This window comes from Leptospira idonii (assembly GCF_004770995.1).
In the GTDB taxonomy this organism is placed as follows: Bacteria; Spirochaetota; Leptospiria; order Leptospirales; family Leptospiraceae; genus Leptospira_A; species Leptospira_A idonii.
Genome location: NZ_RQHW01000016.1, coordinates 189995 through 209001 on the forward strand (window position 1 = coordinate 189995; position 19007 = coordinate 209001).

At 42.4% G+C, this 19007-nt stretch carries 15 protein-coding genes; 8 read left to right on the top strand and 7 right to left on the bottom strand.

Translation table 11 applies throughout. From position 1 onward, the window contains the following. Window positions 1-12 precede the first annotated feature (12 nt). Window positions 13-909, top strand: a complete 897-nt coding sequence (locus EHS15_RS05710) for a tetratricopeptide repeat protein (RefSeq protein ID WP_135759581.1) — start codon at window positions 13-15, stop codon at window positions 907-909. Here EHS15_RS05710 and EHS15_RS05715 read toward each other — a convergent pair. After that, window positions 906-1457, bottom strand: coding sequence for an LIMLP_12425 family protein (locus tag EHS15_RS05715; protein ID WP_135759582.1), 552 nt, complete (start codon window positions 1455-1457; stop codon window positions 906-908). The genes EHS15_RS05710 and EHS15_RS05715 overlap by 4 nt on opposite strands. An 8-nt stretch (window positions 1458-1465) precedes the next feature. Beyond that, window positions 1466-2068, bottom strand: a complete 603-nt coding sequence (locus EHS15_RS05720; RefSeq protein WP_210416300.1) for an RNA polymerase sigma factor — start codon at window positions 2066-2068, stop codon at window positions 1466-1468. A 301-nt stretch (window positions 2069-2369) separates the two neighbouring features. On the opposite strand from EHS15_RS05720, the gene EHS15_RS05725 reads away from it, so the two are divergent. After that, a complete protein-coding gene (locus EHS15_RS05725; RefSeq protein ID WP_135759584.1) occupies window positions 2370-4199 on the top strand; it encodes a pYEATS domain-containing protein in 1830 nt (609 codons plus the stop codon). 145 nt (window positions 4200-4344) lie between these two features. Here the strand turns inward: EHS15_RS05725 and mutL are convergent, their stop codons facing one another. Then, window positions 4345-6102: a DNA mismatch repair endonuclease MutL gene (mutL, locus tag EHS15_RS05730; protein ID WP_135759585.1), complete on the bottom strand. Its 1758-nt coding sequence runs from the start codon at window positions 6100-6102 to the stop codon at window positions 4345-4347. A 42-nt stretch (window positions 6103-6144) separates the two neighbouring features. Then, on the bottom strand, window positions 6145-6510 hold the full coding sequence (locus EHS15_RS05735; protein WP_135759586.1) for a Fur family transcriptional regulator: 366 nt from the start codon (window positions 6508-6510) through the stop codon (window positions 6145-6147). Between the two features lie 108 nt (window positions 6511-6618). On the opposite strand from EHS15_RS05735, the gene EHS15_RS05740 reads away from it, so the two are divergent. The 3 genes from EHS15_RS05740 to EHS15_RS05750 are packed head-to-tail and all read left to right on the top strand — an operon-like array spanning window position 6619 to window position 10723. After that, window positions 6619-7098, top strand: coding sequence for a flavin reductase family protein (locus tag EHS15_RS05740; protein WP_135759587.1), 480 nt, complete (start codon window positions 6619-6621; stop codon window positions 7096-7098). Between the two features lie 10 nt (window positions 7099-7108). After that, window positions 7109-9358: a phosphoribosylformylglycinamidine synthase subunit PurL gene (gene purL, locus EHS15_RS05745; RefSeq protein ID WP_135759588.1), complete on the top strand. Its 2250-nt coding sequence runs from the start codon at window positions 7109-7111 to the stop codon at window positions 9356-9358. A 60-nt stretch (window positions 9359-9418) separates the two neighbouring features. Continuing rightward, window positions 9419-10723, top strand: coding sequence for a hypothetical protein (locus EHS15_RS05750; RefSeq protein WP_135759589.1), 1305 nt, complete (start codon window positions 9419-9421; stop codon window positions 10721-10723). Window positions 10724-10740: 17 nt separating this feature from the next. On the opposite strand, the gene EHS15_RS05755 is transcribed toward EHS15_RS05750, so the two are convergent. Both EHS15_RS05755 and EHS15_RS05760 read right to left on the bottom strand, forming a co-directional pair. Then, window positions 10741-11325 (bottom strand): penicillin-binding protein activator LpoB, encoded by a 585-nt coding sequence (locus EHS15_RS05755; protein ID WP_135759590.1) that lies wholly within the window; start codon window positions 11323-11325, stop codon window positions 10741-10743. A gap of 4 nt (window positions 11326-11329) precedes the next feature. After that, the gene (locus tag EHS15_RS05760) at window positions 11330-13522 is read right to left on the bottom strand and encodes a bifunctional SulP family inorganic anion transporter/carbonic anhydrase (protein ID WP_135759591.1); all 2193 of its coding nucleotides are present in this window, start codon (window positions 13520-13522) and stop codon (window positions 11330-11332) included. A 165-nt stretch (window positions 13523-13687) separates the two neighbouring features. Here EHS15_RS05760 and EHS15_RS05765 point away from each other — a divergent pair, with 165 nt between their 5' ends. Both EHS15_RS05765 and EHS15_RS05770 read left to right on the top strand, forming a co-directional pair. Then, window positions 13688-15811, top strand: coding sequence for a 7TM diverse intracellular signaling domain-containing protein (locus EHS15_RS05765; protein WP_135759592.1), 2124 nt, complete (start codon window positions 13688-13690; stop codon window positions 15809-15811). Between the two features lie 68 nt (window positions 15812-15879). Then, the gene (locus EHS15_RS05770) at window positions 15880-16932 is read left to right on the top strand and encodes an SDR family oxidoreductase (protein ID WP_135759593.1); all 1053 of its coding nucleotides are present in this window, start codon (window positions 15880-15882) and stop codon (window positions 16930-16932) included. Here EHS15_RS05770 and EHS15_RS05775 read toward each other — a convergent pair. After that, window positions 16929-17237 (bottom strand): hypothetical protein, encoded by a 309-nt coding sequence (locus EHS15_RS05775; RefSeq protein ID WP_135759594.1) that lies wholly within the window; start codon window positions 17235-17237, stop codon window positions 16929-16931. The two genes, EHS15_RS05770 and EHS15_RS05775, sit on opposite strands and share 4 nt — an antisense overlap. A gap of 124 nt (window positions 17238-17361) precedes the next feature. Here EHS15_RS05775 and EHS15_RS05780 point away from each other — a divergent pair, with 124 nt between their 5' ends. Then, a complete protein-coding gene (locus tag EHS15_RS05780; protein WP_135759595.1) occupies window positions 17362-19002 on the top strand; it encodes an FAD-dependent oxidoreductase in 1641 nt (546 codons plus the stop codon). Window positions 19003-19007 lie beyond the last annotated feature (5 nt).

The window sequence follows — 19007 nt, forward strand, 5'->3', positions numbered from 1 at the left end:
AGTTCCTCGGGGATGTTCCAAAAGTCAGAAGAAGCACTTCACTCCCTTTCCTTAGGAGAGTTCGAAAAAGCAAAGTCACTTTATTCCGTTCTTTTGGACAAAGACCCTGAGGACACAGACCTCATAGGAGGTTTTTTCGTTTCCAGCTTCTGGGACAACAGGCTCGACCTAATCCTGCGCACCAGAGAAGGAAAGGAAAGAGGCAACCTGCTATTACAACACTTCCAAGTATTCGAAGAAGAATCCAAAAAAAGAAGCCTCAACAAAACGGAACCTTACGAAGTCTGTCTGAGATGCGTATTGGAAGAAGCTTCTCATCATCTAAAGCTCGCCTATCAATGGGAAGGTGCCAATGCTTTGGATACGGATTCTTTGACGGAACTGGCAGTCTGTCTGATCAAAATCAACGACTATAAAACCGCTTTAGAGATATTACAATATTCAGGAGGAAGAACCCGATTTTCTCCCGGCTTAAAGTTCTATCTTGCGGAAGCCTATTGTATGACAGGCAAAGAAAAGGAAGGAAAAGAAACCTATCGTTCCGCCTTCCTGGAAGACCCGCAACTCTTTCGCAAAGATCTCACCCGTTGGTCGCCTTTAATTTCCATCATAGAAGAAGCAAATTCCATCGGGCAATCCGAAGAAGAAATTACGGAACTCATCCCCGTTCTTTGTTGGAGAAATCGATTGTTTCCAACCGATCGTCCCGCAGAACCGGAAGAAGTAAAACTTTGGCTGAAAGAAATTTTAAGACTGAATGAATCCGTAAAAAGAGGAAACGGCTATAGTTTTAAAGTGAGATGCAGGTTGGAACAATACGCAAGGGCAATTATAGAAACAGCACCCCATAATTTACATCGGGATGCCGTTTTGGAAGCAAAGAAGGTGTTAGAGGAAATTCAATCTTAGCGTTCTGCAGCTTCGATCAAATAATGAATTTCTTCCGCTACGTTGCCTCTGCCTGTTTGGCTGTAATAGGCTTCCAATTCTTTTAAACCGTGAATGGAAGCAGGTTCATTTTTCAATCGATCGACCAAAACTTTAGTTTGATCGCGGTTCGAAAAATCAATGCTAGTTGGCTCATTCAAATAAGAAGTGTTGTCCAAAACCACACCGGCGGAATCCAAAGAATTCGATTCCCCTGGAGAATAACGACTTACCATCACAAAAACCAAACTCACAAGCATCGCTGCGGAGAAGGAATATTGAAATCGTTTGTTTTCGAGAATATTTCTGAGGGCGGAGTAGGAAGGAGAAGAAAGAGGTTCTAATTTTTCGTTTTGAAGCAGATTCGCCAGTCGGGTATCGAAGTCGTTCGACATGCGCGGCATGATCGTATCTTCCTTCTTTCGAACCTCGGAAAACAGATTACAAAGTCTGGATTCCAAAACAACCGATTCTTTTTCATCGGGAAACAGATGAGGGTATTGTGCACGTAGCCAATTTCTAATATTCATAATCTCTACTATTCGAAGAACCCTTCCCCTTTTTCATCTTTGAGGATGAGATGCTTCAAAAACTCCTTCGCCTTAAAAAGACGGCTTTTCACTGTACCCACATTGCATTCCATGATCTCGGCAATCTCGTTGTAGGAGAGATTTTCGAAATAACGGAGTTCTAGAACTTGTTTGTAGGAATCTTCGAGCAAAGCAATCTTATCCATTAGATAGCGAGATTCTTCCGAAAGTTCTAATTTTTTTTCATAACCGACACGATCGTCTACAAACTGGTTGTCCCCCGAATCATCCATCGGTTTCTCTTTGCCGCGCTTCTTTTTGGCCAGTAAATCCTTGGATTTATTGACTACGATTCGGTAGAGCCAGGTATAAACCCCTGCTTCCGCACGGAAATTTTGGATGGAACGATAGCCGGAAATCAAAGCGTCTTGTACGATATCTTCCGCATCATCGGAATCTTTGACCATAGAGACTGCTTTTCGGAACAACCTCTCCCGAAAAGGAGAGACCAAAGTCATGTAGGCGGATTGATCCCCGGATTTGATTTTAGCGAGAAGGATTTTTTCCTTCTCCCGGAGGGTCATATTTTTGCCTTCGAGTGGGCGTGGCATCCAGCCAAGAATCGGCCCCCAATCAAAAACATCAATGTTTTTAGGGACTCCCCCCTTCCCTACTAAGGTTTCTAAGGGCGCCATTTCCGGCTCTTCACTACAATCTTTCCCTAAGGGAAAGGATTTCCGCTTCGATCCGGGGCGCAGGATGAGTTTACATAGTGATCGAGTTAGTTTCTAAAGCTCCCGATTGAATACTTGGTTTTACGGACATATATCTATCTCCAAATTCCTCTTTATTTTCTATTTTGATTCGAAGTTTCCTTGCCTAAAAAAAAGGAACAAAGACAATCTGCTCCTAATGAAATTAAGTGCGATCTGTTCCTTATTTATATTTCTCTTGCTAGGTGTTATCGCACACAAATCCGATCCCCTCGAAGCAAAAAAAACAGTTAAAATCCCCAACTTAATTTTAGGGCAAAGTGCAAATTCTTCCGGGGGGCTCCTCATCAATCCAGAAGAATTGAGTGAAATTCCAGTATGGACAGCACCCAGACACAAAAGCCTCATCGCAGCTCCTCCTGTGAAAGATTTACGTTATAACAACAACGGAGAAAAATTATTTCCGGATGCTGGTAGACAAAGTATGAACGACTGCACTGCTTGGGCGTCCGCCTATCACCTAAAAACTTATTTGGAAGCGGTAGATCATAACTGGATTCCAGATAGACCTTCTCGCATTTTTTCCCCTTCCTTTATCTACAATCAAATCAATGGAGGAAGGGACCAAGGTTCCAGTGTAGCCAACGCACTGCAACTGATGAATCAATCCGGTGCTGCTACCTTGCAGACAATGCCATATACTACGAACTATACCGCCAAACCGGGGAATAGCGCATTTGCAGAAGCGAAACAATTCAAAATCAGTAAATACTACAGCGTATCCAGTTTTGCAGAAATAAAACAAGCATTACAATTAGGGCATCCTCTTCTTGTGGGAATCGTAACCGACGCAACATTCAATAGCGGCAAATATAAAATTTTCACGAAAGCAATGAGAGACAGTGCAAGAGATAGGCTAGGAACACAACATGGCCGCCATGCGATGGTGATCGCAGGTTACGACGATGACAGAAGAGCCTTTTTGTTTTTAAATTCCTGGGGAACCTCTTGGGGAGAAAACGGATACGCATGGATCAGTTACGATCTGTTCGGAAGGATTGGATACGATCAGTACGGAGCCAATTTTCTGGAAGTCGCCTTAGTTGCCATCGACGAAAAAACGAAAGTGGAAAATACCAAACCGGATAAGGAAAGTGTCACAATCAAAGGAAACACTTGGTTTTCAGGAATCGATGACGATGGAAATAACACATGGGGTTGGAAGGCAAATATAGAAGCCGATACGGTAACTAAATCCTTCATTCAAAATGTGAAATGGAATGTGCCGGACGAACTGGAAGGAAATACGAATTCCAATTTCGACATAAACGGAATCTCTTACGAAAAAGGAAAAAAAACAGTCACGGCAGTTGTCACCTTTCAGGACAAAACGAACAAAAACTTAAGTTTCGACCTAGACTTTAGAGAAATCAAAAGAGGTGCCTTGAAGTTTGTACAAACGGACAAATATTACGGAAAAATCAACAACCAAGATTATTGGGAATGGGCCATCAAAGTAGATGGAAGTTTGAACGATTTGCACGATATAGATAAGGTGATCTATCACTTACACCCTACTTTTCCAAATCCAGACATCGAAATAAGAGGAACCGCAGAAAACGGATTCGTATATTCTACCAGAGGATGGGGAACGTTCGAAGTAGGAGCTTCCGTATATTTTAAAGACGGAACCACCGAAAAGTTCACTAAGATGCTTCAATTCAAAGATAAAGTAAAACAGAAGTTAACTCTAAAAAACTCCTCCGTTCTTTTGGAAAAAAGAGACGGGCAAACTTATTACAATTGGACCGCCTTCTTGGAAGGTTCCGAAATCGGTTTATCCAAAATACAAAATGTCAAATACATACTTCATCCTTCTTTTGCAAGGAATGAAATTGTCATTACGGAAGGTAAAGATTTCGGATTTCCTATGTCAGCAATAGGATGGGGAACGTTTCTACTGAAAGCAGTCGTCACGTATAACGACGGAACTTCGGAAACCCTAAGCCACCAATTGGTTTTCCAATAAACTCATCACCCGGCGAAGAGACATCCTTGTCCCTTCGCAATGGATCTATAACCGATCTAAACACCCTTAGCGGTGGCAAAGGCCAAGGATGGCCTTTGCCTTTTCGTCTGGACAGGAAGTCCAGCGAAAAGGAGCTAAGGGTGGTTTAGATCCTATGAAACATCTTTTCCAAATCGAATCTGGAAAGTTTAATCAATGTAGGTCGACCGTGAGGACAAAGAGAAGGGTTTTCACAAAAAGACAGTCTTTGCAATAACTCAGCGATGATTTGATCCGAAATCAAATCCCCTTTTTTGACGGCGGAACGACAAGCGACGCACTTTGCCATCTCGTCAAACATCTCTTTGTCTTCTAAATCTTTGGTTTTACGTCTTTCTAAAAAGTCGAGAATGGTTTCTTGTTCTTTGCCCGGATCCAAATAACTGGGGACTTCTCTCACAAGTATGGTTCCCCCGGAAAAAGGTTCGATGGAGATTCCCAATCTGCTCCAATCCTCTTCCGCTTTTAAAGTTTCTTCGGCTTCCTCTTTGGTCATCTCGATTCGAATGGGAGTGAGCAAAGGTTGGGAACGATAGGCTTTTTGTTTTAGATCCCTAAGCACTTCCTCGTAACGAATCCGCTCATGAGCGGTATGTTGGTCTATGATATAAAGACCGTCTTCCGCTTCCGCCAAAATGAAAGTTTCGAAAATGATTCCGTAATGTTTTTTAGGAACAAAACTATGATGTTTCCGAGGAGAATCGCCTAACTTCTCCAATTGGATGCCTGGCCCTACTCCCTCCAAAGAGAAAAAAGGACGAAGAGGAAGAGTCGATTCCAAATTCAAACTTTGTTCATGTCCTACCGCTGCATCATCTCCTCTTTCATAAGGAATGGGCATAGACAAACGTCTTCTCATTTCCAAAAATTCAACAGGAGTGGAAGACCTAAGAACATTCTGAATTCCTTGGAAAAGTAAACCGGTGATGGTTTCTTCAGACAAAAACCGAACTTCCTTTTTTTGAGGATGAACGTTCACATCCACATGTTCCGAAGGCAGAGTAAAAAACAAAAATGCATACGGATGAGCGCCCGAAGGCAAAAGTTCTCCGTAACATTTTTTCAATATTTGAGAACTGAATTTTAATTCCACGGATCGTTTATTGACAAAGAAAAACTGACCCGTACGGGAAGACTTATAAAAATCCGGATGAGAAATCCATCCTTCCAACTTGATTCCGTTTCTTTCTATGGAAACGGGAAGAAGATGGTCTCTCAAATTTTCCCCATAGATGGAAAGAACTCTTTCCAAAGGAGACTCAGGACTTACATTCAATACTTCTTTTCCGTTTTGCACATAACGAAAAGAGATGTTAGGTTCTGCAAGAGCAGTCACTTGCACTCTGGTTCTGTTTTTTTTCTCCTCCCCTATTTCCGTTTTAAGGAATTTTCTTCTTACGGGAGTATTATAAAACAAATCTTTGATTTCGATCTTAGTTCCTTGGAAATGGGGAATGGTATGTTTTTCTTTCACTTTACCGTCTTCCACTTCGATTCGATGTGCGGTTCTTTCCCCTTCCATTCCACTATCAATTGTTAAATGAGATACGGATGCGATAGAAGCCAATGCCTCTCCTCGAAATCCGAAAGTGAACAGATGTTCCAAGTCTTGGAATTTTTGAATTTTTGAAGTGGCGTATCTTTGAATCGCAAGAGGGAGATCCTCCTCTGCCATTCCATGGCCGTTGTCGGAAACAAGGATGCGGCTGAGTCCTGCATTTTCCGTAAGGATCTCTATCTTAGTGGATCCTGCATCCACGGAATTTTCCAAAAGTTCTTTTAAGATAGAATGAGAAGATTCAATCACTTCTCCCGCCGCAATCTGGTTGACCAGATCCGGTGGTAAAGTCCGTATGATGCCCATATAGGCTAGAGTGGAGGAAGAAGTTTTAGATTCGAGAAAAAATTAGCAGGATCTGCAATGGCCGAGAACATTCACATCTACGGAATCGATCTCGAATCCCATATGTTCGAAGCTGAGGCCCGGAGCCAATGACACAGAAGGAATGTCCATGACTTTGCCACATTTAGAACAGATCAAATGAGAATGTTTTTCCAAAAAGGCATCGTAACGAACAGAATCGGACTCTATATTGAGTTTATTGACCATTCCATTTTGAACTAAAAATTCAAGAGAGTTATAGACGGTAGCAAAGCTGATCCGTTCCGCTTTGGAACGCACCGATTCGAAAACCATTTTTGCAGTAGGATGATCTTTTCGATCCAATAAGTCCTGAAAAATCAGCTCTCGGTGTTTCGTAAGGGTTTTCATAATTCCTCTTTTCTCCTTAAATCATCGTAAAGAATAGGAAAAAAGGTCAAATTGATTTTCATTTTGGTCCCATTCTAAGAATTTGATATTTATCAATAGGGAGGGCGTATGCCTGTTTCGCCTGATCAATTCAAATCCGCACTTTCTCACTGGGCCAGCGGTGTTTCCGTAATTTGTTACCGATCCACTGCCAAATCAGGAGGAATCACAGTATCCAGCTTTTCTTCCGTATCTTTGGATCCAGCTCTCATTCTTTTTTGTTTGGCTAAAAACAGCCAAGCGAAGGAAGCCATAGAATCGTCCCGATCTTTCTCGGTGAATATTCTTTCTGAGGCACAAAAACAAATTTCCGCTGATTTTGCTTCTGTTTCCCTGGACAAAGAAGAAGTATTGCAAGGACTAAACCCCTCTTACGGCAAAACGGGAGCCCCTTTGCTTCCGGGAACCTTGGCCTCTCTCGACTGTTCTCTTCATCAGATCATCGATTCGGGAGATCATTGGATCGTTCTGGGCCATGTGGAAGAAGCGGTTTCTCAAATAGGAAAACCTCTGCTTTACTTTAATAGAAATTATCATTCGATCGCATAAGGAAGAATCAATGGAAAAAGATACAGTTACACTAGAAGACGCCAAAGAACATGGATTAACCGAAGGAGAATTTTCGGAGATCCAAAAGATTTTAGGCCGCCTTCCCAATTCCACGGAATTAGGTATTTTTTCCGCAATGTGGTCGGAGCACTGCTCTTATAAAAACTCCATCCTCAAATTAAAAACCCTTCCTACGAAATCGGACAAACTATTGGCTGCTGCTGGAGAAGAAAACGCAGGAGCGATGGATATAGGAGACGGACTTGCAGTCGTTTTCAAAATAGAAAGCCACAATCACCCTACCGCCGTAGAACCTTACCAAGGTGCTGCCACGGGAGTAGGAGGAATCATGAGGGATATCTTCACGATGGGAGCCCGCCCCATCACTTCTCTCAATTCCCTTCGTTTCGGAGAACCTACAGAACCTCGTAACAAGTATTTATTGACAAGAGCCGTAAAAGGAATCGGAGACTACGGAAACTCTCTGGGAATCGCAGTAGGCGGAGGGGAACTATTCATCCACCCTACTTTCACGAAAAATCCTCTCGTCAATGCGATGACAGTGGGAATCGCCAAACACGATGAAATGGCCTCCGCTTCCACAAAAGGAAAAGTAGGTTATAAGGTTTATATCGTAGGAGCTACCACAGGAAGGGACGGAATCCACGGAGCCTCCTTCGCATCGAAAGATCTTTCCAAAGAGTCGGAAGAAAAAAGATCCGCAGTGCAGGTGGGAGATCCCTTTATGGAAAAACTTCTTATGGAAGCCTCTCTCGAAGCCATCCAAAAGAAAGTATTGGTGGGAATCCAAGATATGGGTGCGGCAGGAATCTCCTGTGCCACTTCCGAAATGAGTGCCAAAGGCAAAACGGGAATGGATGTGGATCTGGACAAAGTTCCTTTGAGAGAATCGGGAATGAATGCCTATGAAATCATGCTTTCAGAATCCCAAGAACGTATGTTAGTTGTTCCTGAAAAAGGGAAAGAACAGGAATTGATTTCCATCTTCCAAAAATGGGGACTTCATTCCAGTGAAATAGGAACAGTAACCGAAGACGGTATCATCCGCATCCGAAAAGACGGAAAACTCAAAGCGGAAATCCCTGCCGAATCTCTAGTATTAGGCGGAGGAGCTCCCAGATACGTAAGGGAAGAAAAAAGACCCGAGTATCTGGACGAAAAATTGACATTCTCTTCCAAAGAAATACAAGATATTTCCTCCGAACAAATCGTAAGCACATTGCCTAAATTACTTTCTTCCTGGAATATCAGCTCCAGAAGACCGATCTTCCAACAATACGATACGGAAGTGGGTTTGGTGAAAGTGGTTCCTCCGGGAGAAGACGGAGGACTCGTCCGTATCCCCGGAACCAAAAAAGGAATCGCAGTAGCTACAGACTGTAATTCTCGTTATACGTTCTTAAATCCTTACGAAGGAGCTGCATTTGCAGTCTGTGAATCCGCAAGAAACGTAGCCGCTACGGGAGCCACTCCTTACGGAGTTACCAACAATCTCAATTTCGGTAATCCTTATATTCCTGAAAATTATTACGTCTTCAGTGAATGCGTAAGAGGTCTGGGAGATGCTTGCCGTTTCTTAAATCTTCCTGTAACGGGAGGAAACGTTTCCTTCTACAACGAATCCCCGGAAGGACCGGTGTATCCTACTCCTACCATCGGTATGGTGGGAGTTTTGGACGACGTATCGAAAGGTTTAAGAACCTATCCTTCGTTAGGAAAAGAAGAAATCAAAATCGCCTTAGCAGGATGGTTCCGCCCCACGATCACAAGTTCGGAATATCTGGCTCTATTTTTCCAAAAGGAAACAGGAAAGATCCCGGAACTCATTTTAGAAAAGGAAAAAGCTGCCATCGAGGCTTTGCTTTCTCTTCATAAAAAAGGAATCCTTTCTTCCGCCAAAGATCTTTCTTTGGGAGGGCTTCTAGTCGCTCTTTCCAAAATCGCAGTGGCTGGAAAATTAGGGCTGAACTTAGATCTTTCTTCTTTGGCAGATACTGTTTCCAGAACGGACGAAATCCTATTCGGAGAAACAGGTGCCAGCTTTGTAATCACCTACGCATCTTCACAGGAAGAAGCAGTGAAATCCGAGTTTACCGGTAAAGGGCTAGAGTTTCATTCCTTGGGAACGGCACAGTCTTCGGAAACCTTAAAGTTGAAATTCAAAGACAAGGATTATTCTTGGAACGTAAAGGAATTGGAATCCGCCTTTGAAGGAGGACTTGTTTCCACTTTCAATTAATTGACTTGAATCTTCTCCGGGGATACGTACAATGATCGCCTATACCCCGGTGAAATTCGTTTGTTAACCCTTCAGACACTCCCCCGCCTTTTTTTACTTTTTGTATTTTCATTCTATTTCTCCTGTTCGGGACTACTTGTTCGTGACGACTACCACCCTTCTCTTTCCGCTTGGGCCGATGGAAATGCGGAAGAAACTCTCAAAAAATTTCCTTCGGGAGAAAACGGAAGCTTCATTACCATATTAGAAAAATCCCATATATCATTCCTCGCTGGAGGATCCGATTTCAAGGACTTGGAAGAACAGGCAGAAAAAAGCAAAGAAAGACTTAGGTTCAGCGCTTCCAGAGAATTAAAATCGTTTTTCTATTTGGAAACGGAAGAAGGATACTACGCTTCCGAAGCGGAAATCATATACATGCACATCCTTTTAGGGCTTTATTATGTTCGGACAGGAAACTACGAAAAAGGAAAAGTACAAGCTCGTTATGCGGGGAATCTACTATCAGGAGAATGGAGTGCGGAAGGACAATTCGACGATCCCGTTTTAAGAGTTTTACTCGCTTCGCTATGGACGAGTTTAGGGCATTGGGAAGAAGCCAGAGTCGACCTCAAAGTAGCCGCACATCTTTCTCCTAAGTCCAAAATTCTGAGAACATTTGCTCAATCCTCCGTCCCTCCCAAAGAATTTCTAGTTTTGTTAGGCGGTCTTGGAGGAGAACCATATCCCAGCGCCAAGGCGAACATCAATCTCATCCGAGGGATGAGAGGTTTGGATTTCGTATTTTCAGGAAAAAAAAGTGAAACTGCCTGGATAGAATCAGGCAACAAACCTACGGAAGGCCCTTTGTATCTGGAATCGGAAACCCATCCTTGGTATGATCGCCATTTAACAAGAGATAATGCAATTCACGAACTCATAGAAGATTCCAAATACTTTCAAAGAGTCACAGCTTCCGCCTTAAAAGAAGGCGCCAAAGGAACCGCAAAAATCACGGCAGCAGTGACCACGGGAGCTGTGGTAATCGCATTAGGAGCGGGAGTCGCTTATTTGGGTGCAAAAGGAAATTCAGGAGACGGAGTGGGTTTGGGAGTTGCGATTATGTTTGCCGGATTGAAATTAGGATATGACTGGAGTGCGACTGCGATCCAAGAAAGTTCGGACAATTTTTCCAAAGACGTCGATATCTCCAGAGAATATCGTTATGTTCGTTTTCTTCCCGAATATCTTTGGTTAGGTTCCTCCGTTTCGGAACTATCTTCCCCGGGATTCAAAACGAACGGATCTTCCGGAATCAAAACATTCGGCAAACCTATGGGTAAAAACAAGGTTCGATTCGGATTTCATCCGGATAGCAAGAGGTGACTACAAAACCCTCCTGTTTAAAGTCCGTATCCTTCCACCTTACTCACTTTCAAAAACTTTTTCTGTTCCTGCCAAACGATCTCACCAGTTTCCATACGAACCAAAGCCAAAGTCACTACGATGTATTGAATTTTTCTTCCGTCTTCATAATTGACGATATCGTTCAGTTCACCCTTGAGACGATGAGAAGGAGATTTCATATTCCCAGCATTCAAACGGGAATCGGAAGATACCATTCCAGTCTTTCCGAAAGAAATTTCCAAAGAAGCATCTTCCCGGAGAGACGTATCGATAAAAGGAATTTTTCTTTTGGTAAGATTGGTGGAAATTTCATTTCCTAAAATTCTTGTGTCAATGTGTTCGGATGTATTGTTTTCGAATCGTTTCCATTCCAAATAACCGGACTTCAATTCATTCCGATAATATAAGGCAAGAGAGTCCGTCATTTCGGAAACTGTATCTTTCACTTCTTTCGCACCCCATTGTTTGGTGCCGGAAGCAGTTTCGGGATCTTTATAACTGACCCCGGAACAATGAATCCAAACGATGCAGGCCAAAACCGCCTGCACCTTTTTCCATTTTTGCGATCGAACTCGATCCATTTGTTTACTTCTTTTTGCCGGGAGAATATGTTTCCGAAAAACTAACCTCTCCCGTAGAGATGTCATACATCCCTCCGTAAAGGCCGACTTCTCCATCCAAAATCATTTTTTTGAGAAGAGGACTTTGATCTACTATATCCTGCATGCTTTTTTTGGTGTTTAGCAAGGCAATTTGATTCACGAAATCATCGTTACTTGGTGTTCGATTCACTTTGATCGTTTTTTCCAATTTGATTACCGGCTTGATCTTTTTCAGTAAAATAGGAAGTTTCCCTATTTTTACATCCGCACAAGCTCCTTTGATGGCTCCGCAACTAGTATGTCCCAAAACTAAGATGAGTTTGGTCCCCACAACTTTGCAGGCGAATTCGATACTTGCCAGAATATCAGGGTTCACTACGTTCCCTGCCACACGGATACTGAATAGATCTCCCAATCCCATATCAAATACTAGTTCGACGGAAGTTCTGGAATCCATACAACTCAAGACGACAGCCAAAGGATTTTGGCCTTCCGAAGTGACGTTCATTTGGTGCAGTAAATCTTTTTCGATTCTGTTACCAGAAACGAATCTTTTGTTTCCGTCCTTTAAAATCTGCAGAACTTCCTCAGGGCGGATAGATTTAAGCAATTCGGGAGTTACCACCTGTACGGTTTGATTCTCCAACGAAAGAGAAACATGATAGGTATCCTTAAAACCGACAAGACTTACATCGATATTCTTTTCCGGAGCGACCGTTTCCTGAAAATCCTTAATGATTTCAATGATGTCCGGATCTACATATTCTGCGGAATGCGCATCCAGAATGACGCTCGATCCATGAGGAAGCTCGTAAAGTTTATTTCTCAAGAAAGGTTTATTGAGGAAAGTCGCCTCTTGAGAAAGGCGAATTCTTGTAGTGATTTGATTGTATCTCTTTTCATCGATGACCTGAAAAGCATTCTTCATGTTGTTTCTCAAAATGAAGAAAAACCCGACCACCAAACCGATGATAAATCCTGTTAAAAGATCGGAAAAAACGATCGCGATGATCGTAATCAAAAAAGGGTAAAACTGATTGTTTCCCTTTTTATACATACTTTTAAATACTTCCAAGCTGGCCAGTTTGTATCCGGTAACGATCAGAATGGCCGCCAATGCGGAAAGCGGGATCATATTCAAAAACTTAGGAAAAAAAATAACAGTAATCGCCAAAAGAACACCGTAAACGATAGAGGTAAGTTTGGTTTTACCTCCCGCGTGCAAGGCAACACTACCTCTTACGATTACTGCTGTTATCGGTAGCCCGCCAAGCATTCCAGAGATGATGTTCCCTCCTCCTTGGGCCAAAAGTTCCCGGTTCGGAGGAGTATGTCTTTTATGAGGATCCAGCTTATCGATCGCTTCTATATTCAGTAAGGTTTCCAAGGAGGCAACCAATGCCAGAACGAATGCGACACTATAAATTTGAGGGTTTTGAATTTGGGAGAAATCAGGTAGGTGGAAAAACTTAAAAAAATCGGAGAAGCCGTTGCTAATGGGCACATTCACTAAATGTGTCCCGGCTATCGGATAAAAGGTGAGTTTCTCCAGGAGGAAATTGGCAAAGAGAGAATATACGATAATCATAAAAAACGGATGGATCGTATATGTTTTTTTGCTTCGAAATAAAAACCATAGAATCAGAAGGGAACTTAACCCTATCATCAAGGAACCTACTTGATATCCATTGGATAAATTCAGAAGTTCGGAAAATGTATTTTCATTATCCATCTGAAAGAAGGAAAAATCTCCTTCCACATCCTTATCAAAACCAACCAAGTGAGGGATTTGCTTCAGAATCAATATGATTCCGATCGCTGCCATAAATCCATGAACCACACTCGAAGGGAAGTATGTGGCAAGAACACCAAATCGAAGCAAAGAAAAAACGATTTGAAACGAGCCAGCAAATATGACTGCCAACGTGAAGGTTTCATAAGATCCCAATTGAACGATTCCGCCGAAAACGACTGCGGAAAGACCTGCAGCCGGGCCAGTGATGCTGGTTTCGGATTTACTGACTAGGGAAACAAAAAGACCGCCGACAATGCCGCCGATAAGCCCCGCAAATAAAGGGGCTCCTGAAGCAAGCGCAATCCCAAGACAAAGGGGAACTGCTACTAAAAATACGACTGTGCCTGCGATTAAGTCGTCTTTGATTGAAAATTTTTGCATATTACCTATATAGTCCCTTAAAAGATAGGATTCATCAAAAAAAAATATAAATACTATTTGTTTTTTTTTCACAAATCTAAAAAAACTAAGTCGAAATTACGAAAAATCGAATACATTCATCTTTCCTTTCTCATACATGTCCAAGATTCGGAATTTTTTCATACTATGATGCGCATTCGTTCGGTGGTATTCTTTTTGGCTCCGGCGTTGGTTTGCCTCCTATTCTCTTGTAAGGTGAGAATGGGAGCGGACGGTTCCGGAGTATTCACACTCAATCCGCACGAACACTGGCTCTACGGAAACAGTTCCTCTTTGTATCTTGTAGATTCGGAAAACAAATTCGATTTTGAGGACATTCAAGCTCTTCCCGAATCGAAATGGATTCAATCCAAACACAATACCGCTTTCGGAATTCAATCCACCACTCTTTGGTTTCGTTTGGACGTGATCCACCATAGCGAATTCGAAAATTGGATGCTGACTTTGGACACTCCTTCCATGTCCAGAATCGAATTCTACTACGAGAATCCGACAACACATAGTTATACGATGCAACTTGCCGGACGATTTGTACCTTTGGAGCAAATTGCTAAGCCGAATCGTTATCCGGTTCTGCCGTTTCATGCGCCTAAAGATAAAAAAATACGACTTTATCTGAAAGTGGTTTCTCAAAGTGCCACTCTTCTGCCTTTGCGTTTTTTTACGGATGCCCGTTTCGAAGTGTTCGATCGTTCTGCAGTGTTCATCTCAGGTGCCTATTACGGAGCGATGATCCTTCTTTTGATGTACAACCTTGTTCTGTTTTTTTCCGTCAGGGACAAACTTTTCCTCTATTATTGCGCTTACCTATTCTGTTTCACCGGTTTTATCTTCAATGCAAACAACCAATGGATGCCTTGGATCGATTTGTCAGAATACGAACTTTCCTTTAGAATCACTCCTTTCTTTTCTCTTCTCACAACTCTTGCGGCGGGAGTGTTCTCCATTTCCTTTTTGTTTCCGGAAGGAGAAAAACATAGAATCAGGAAACTGATCAAATTTTCCAACTGGGTTACAGTCGCTTTTATTCCTTTTGTGTTGATTCTTCCCGTTCTGGATGTAGTTTATCTTGCGAATGTTTTACCGATGTTCGGTGTTGCGATGATCACAATCGCAGCCATCCTTCGTTTCAAAGATGGTTACATCGGCGCCAAATACTTTCTTATGGCTTGGTCTTTCCTTATCATCTCCGTCACATTATTCGTGTTTATGAATTTGGGACTCATCGACTATTCCAGCTTTATCTCTTACAGTCCCATGTACGGAAGCGTTTTCGAAGGAGTGTTCTTAAGTTTAGGGATAGGAAACAGAATCAATCGTCTGAAGCAGGAATCGGAAGATGCAAGAAAGGCTCTTTTGGAATCCCAAGAAAGAGCTTTGGAAGAAGAGAAAAAAATCAACGAATCCATTTCTCGTTTTGTTCCCAATCAATTTCTGGAAATACTCAAAAGAAAAACCATATTGGAAGTGATGCGGGGAGATTCCGTGGAAAGGGATATGACGATCCTTTTCTCGGACATCCGCAACTTCACAAGACTCTCCGAATCCAAACATGCGAGAGATGTATTTTTACTTCTTAACGAATATATGGAACGTCTGGGGCCTGCGATCGCCAAACACGGAGGTTTCATCGATAAGTACATAGGAGACGCCATCATGGCGCTGTTTCCCGGAGGCCCTGTAGACGCCATCCGAGCTTCCATCGCTATGAAAAAGGAAGTGGAAGAGATGAGTAGAAACCTCAGCGGAGACTTTCATTTGGAAGCAGGTTTCGGAATCCACCATGGCAGTGTTATGCTAGGAACAGTGGGAGAATCCAACAGACTCGATACGACTGTGATCGGAGATACTGTCAATCTGGCTTCTCGTTTGGAAGGTCTGACTAAAAATTTCGGAATCCCCATCTTGGCAAGCGACAGCGTACGTAAAAATATTTCGGAAACGGGAGATTTGGATTTCAGAGAAATCGAATCCGTCGTTGTGAAAGGGAAAACAAAGCCGGTCGTGATTTATGAAATTTTAAATGCAGACCCTCAAAGCATTAGAGAAGCAAAAAACACGAGTTATCCGATATTCTACCAAGGAATTCATCAATTTAAAAACAGAAATTTCCAAAACTCACTGACTCTTTTCGAGGAATGTGTGACCGCATGCCCCGAAGACAATGCCGCCCACTACTACATCCGAAAATCGAAAGAGTATTTGGAAAACCCTCCTCCTGACGATTGGAACGGTCTCTTAAAACTTTAATCGAACGCTGAATCGCTGGACAAAGAAATTGGTTCCCTGGAATTCTTGTCCCTAGGATCGAATCAATCATGCCGGAAATCAATCGCAACAAACCAATTCTTGTCACAGGCGGAGCAGGATACATTGCTTCGTGGATCATCAAATTCCTTTTGGAAGATGGATTTAACGTCCGTGCGACGGTAAGAAACAAATCGGAAGAGAAAAAAATCGCTCATCTTACGCAGCTCTCCCAAAAACATCCAGGAAAATTGGAACTCTATGAAGCGGATCTGATGAAACAGGGATCTTTTTTAAATGCGATCAGAGACTGCGAACTGATCCTTCATACAGCTTCTCCTTTTTTCATCGATGGAATCAAAAATGCACAAAAAGAACTGATCGAACCTGCTGTAAACGGAACCAAAAACGTTTTGGAAGCGGTGAATGAGTCTCCTTCCGTAAAAAGAGTCGTTTTGACATCCAGTGTAGCGGCTGTTATGGGAGATAATATCGATGCGAAAGATTCTCCCGGAAATCGTTTGAATGAGGAGTCTTGGAACGTAACGAGTAGCCTAACACACCAACCTTATGCTTATTCCAAAACTTTGGCGGAAAGAGAAGCCTGGAGAATTCACGATGCGCAAAGCAGATGGGATTTGGTGACGATCAATCCTTCTTTCGTTTTAGGTCCTTCCGTTTCCGACAGAGGAGATGGAACCAGCGTGAATTTTATGAGATCTATGGTGAACGGTAAATTTGCTCCGGGAGTACCGGATATGATGATGGGAATCGTAGACGTAAGAGATGTGGCAAAAGCACATATTGCGGCGGGATTGACCCCTACCGCCAAAGGAAGACATTTAACAACCGCTAAAACTTTATCTTTCGTGGAGGTCGCTAAAATCTTAAAAGATCATTACGGTAAAAAATACAAAATCCCCACTTCTACCATTCCCAAACTGGTCACCTACATCATAGGACCTTTTTTCGGATTGTCCTGGGAACATATTTCCAAAAACGTAGGAGTTCCTTTCGATCTGGACAATTCGTACAGCATCAAAGATTTGGGAATCACCTACAGACCCGTTTCAGAAACTTTGGTCGAACACATAGAACAATTGGCGGCATCTAAGATGGTTTAATTTCTGCAAAGATCGGAAAGCTCGTACAAACTTTTAGGTACGGGCTTTTTTTCGATTCGAGTGAGTTTTCCCAAATACCCTCCTTCCTCTTCACTGAGATCAAACAAACATTCTCTCTTAGGTTCGTTCTTTTGAAGAACAGTAATTTTTTTAGACAAAGCCACAAATCCGTCTTGGGAATTGGCGAAAGAATATTCGTTTCTTTCTATGGAAGTTTTCGTTTTCAAATTATACTTTTCGTGAATCAAAGTCAACTTCGCAGAAGAAAGGATCAGGATGGTGAATAACATAATCGTCTCGGACATATCATCTCTCTCTAATTGGGAATAAATTTATAAAACTATGAAATTAATATTTTTTGATTGATTCGATCTTAACCGTAACTATAAAAGCTCTCAACTTAAATATTTCAACATTTCGGGAGTTTCGATGTCCAATAAAACCATTATCATCGTAGGAGGAGCCTTGGCGGGCCCTGCTGCCGCCTCCCGCGCCCGTGAAATCGACGGAAAAGCAAGAATCATATTACTGGAACGAAACACTAGAGTCAGTTACGCTTTGGCAGGACTCTCCTTTCATCTCAGCGGTGAAGTTAAATCCTTGGAAGAGCTGAACAGAGAAAGAGAAGATTACTTCCGCCAAGTCTATCAAATCGAAGTCCATACCCGTACAGAAGTTAAAAGAATAGATCCTAAAAAGAAGACACTTCTAGTGGTTTCCCACGGGAAGGAAGAGATTCTATCTTACGATCGCCTGATTTTTGCGACAGGTGCATCTTCCATCCACCCGGAAGGGCTTCCCAAAGTATCTAACTTTCGTTATTTCAGAACCTTGGATGATCTTGCCGCCATCAAACAAAGTTTAAAGAAAGGCAAAAAAAGAATCCTCATTTTAGGAGGAGGTTCCATGGGCTTGGAAGCTCTGGATGGCTGCGTGAGAGGCGGTGCGGAAGTCACTCTCATTGAAAAGGAAAAACACATCCTTCCCCAATTTTCCGAGAACATTTCCAAATTAGTGGAAGAAAAACTTTCTAAAAAAGCAAAGCTACTAACAGGCGTAAATCGTTTAGAATTTATTACTAAAAATGATTCCGTCACGGAAGTGATTGCGGACGGAAAAAAAATCAAATGCGACTTCATCGTTTCCGCCATAGGTGTTTACCCCAGAACGGAACTTTTGAAAGAAGCAGGGGTCAAATTGCAGCAGGATGGAACGATTTTGGTCAATGAATTCTGTCAGACAAACATACCTCATATCTATGCATGCAGCATTTGCGTAAGCGTTCCTTCTCCCAGAGGGCCTGTATGGATTCCTCAAGCTGCGGTTTCGGACAAAACGGCACAAGTGGCGGGCGCCAATGCGGCAGGTGACTCGGTAAAGTTAGGCGTATTTTCCGCATCGATGCAGATCCGCCTCCCCGAATGGGAAGTAGGAAGAGTCGGTCTTACGGGAAAGGAAGCACTATTGGAAGCCGGAAAAAACAATCTGGGAAAAGTTTTGATTTTAGCAAAAGACAAAGAACCTTATCTTCCTGGAAGTTCGGAAATCACCTTGGAATTATTTTTCCACTTGAAGTCAGGAAAACTTTTGGGTTTGGAAGCGGTAGGAACTAACATTAAATCCAGGTTAGATGCATTTGCGGCAGCGTTTACTTTGAACGGCACGATCGTTTCTTTGGCGCAATCCGATTTCGCCTATACGCCCGCTTTCGGGACGGCAAGAGACGCACTCAATATAGCGGCAACTGTGGCATTACAAATCCAAAAGGGACAAACGAAAATCGTAGAACCTTCTGAACTCAAACGAAACAGAAAAGACTTTTTTCTTTTGGATGTGAGTTTGAAAAAAACGAAAAACAAAGAATTCGATGATTCCATTCCTTTGGAATCCCTAAGAACTTCCGTAAAGGAATTAAAAACAAAACTGGAGGCTTCCCGTAAAAATAAAATCGCAGTGATCAGTGATTCAGGAAGAAGAGGTCATTTGGCTTTCTGCATTCTGAAAGAGAACGGAATGACCGCCTTCAACGTGATCGGCGGGAAAAAACTATATTCTTTGTTTGGTGATTGATTTGA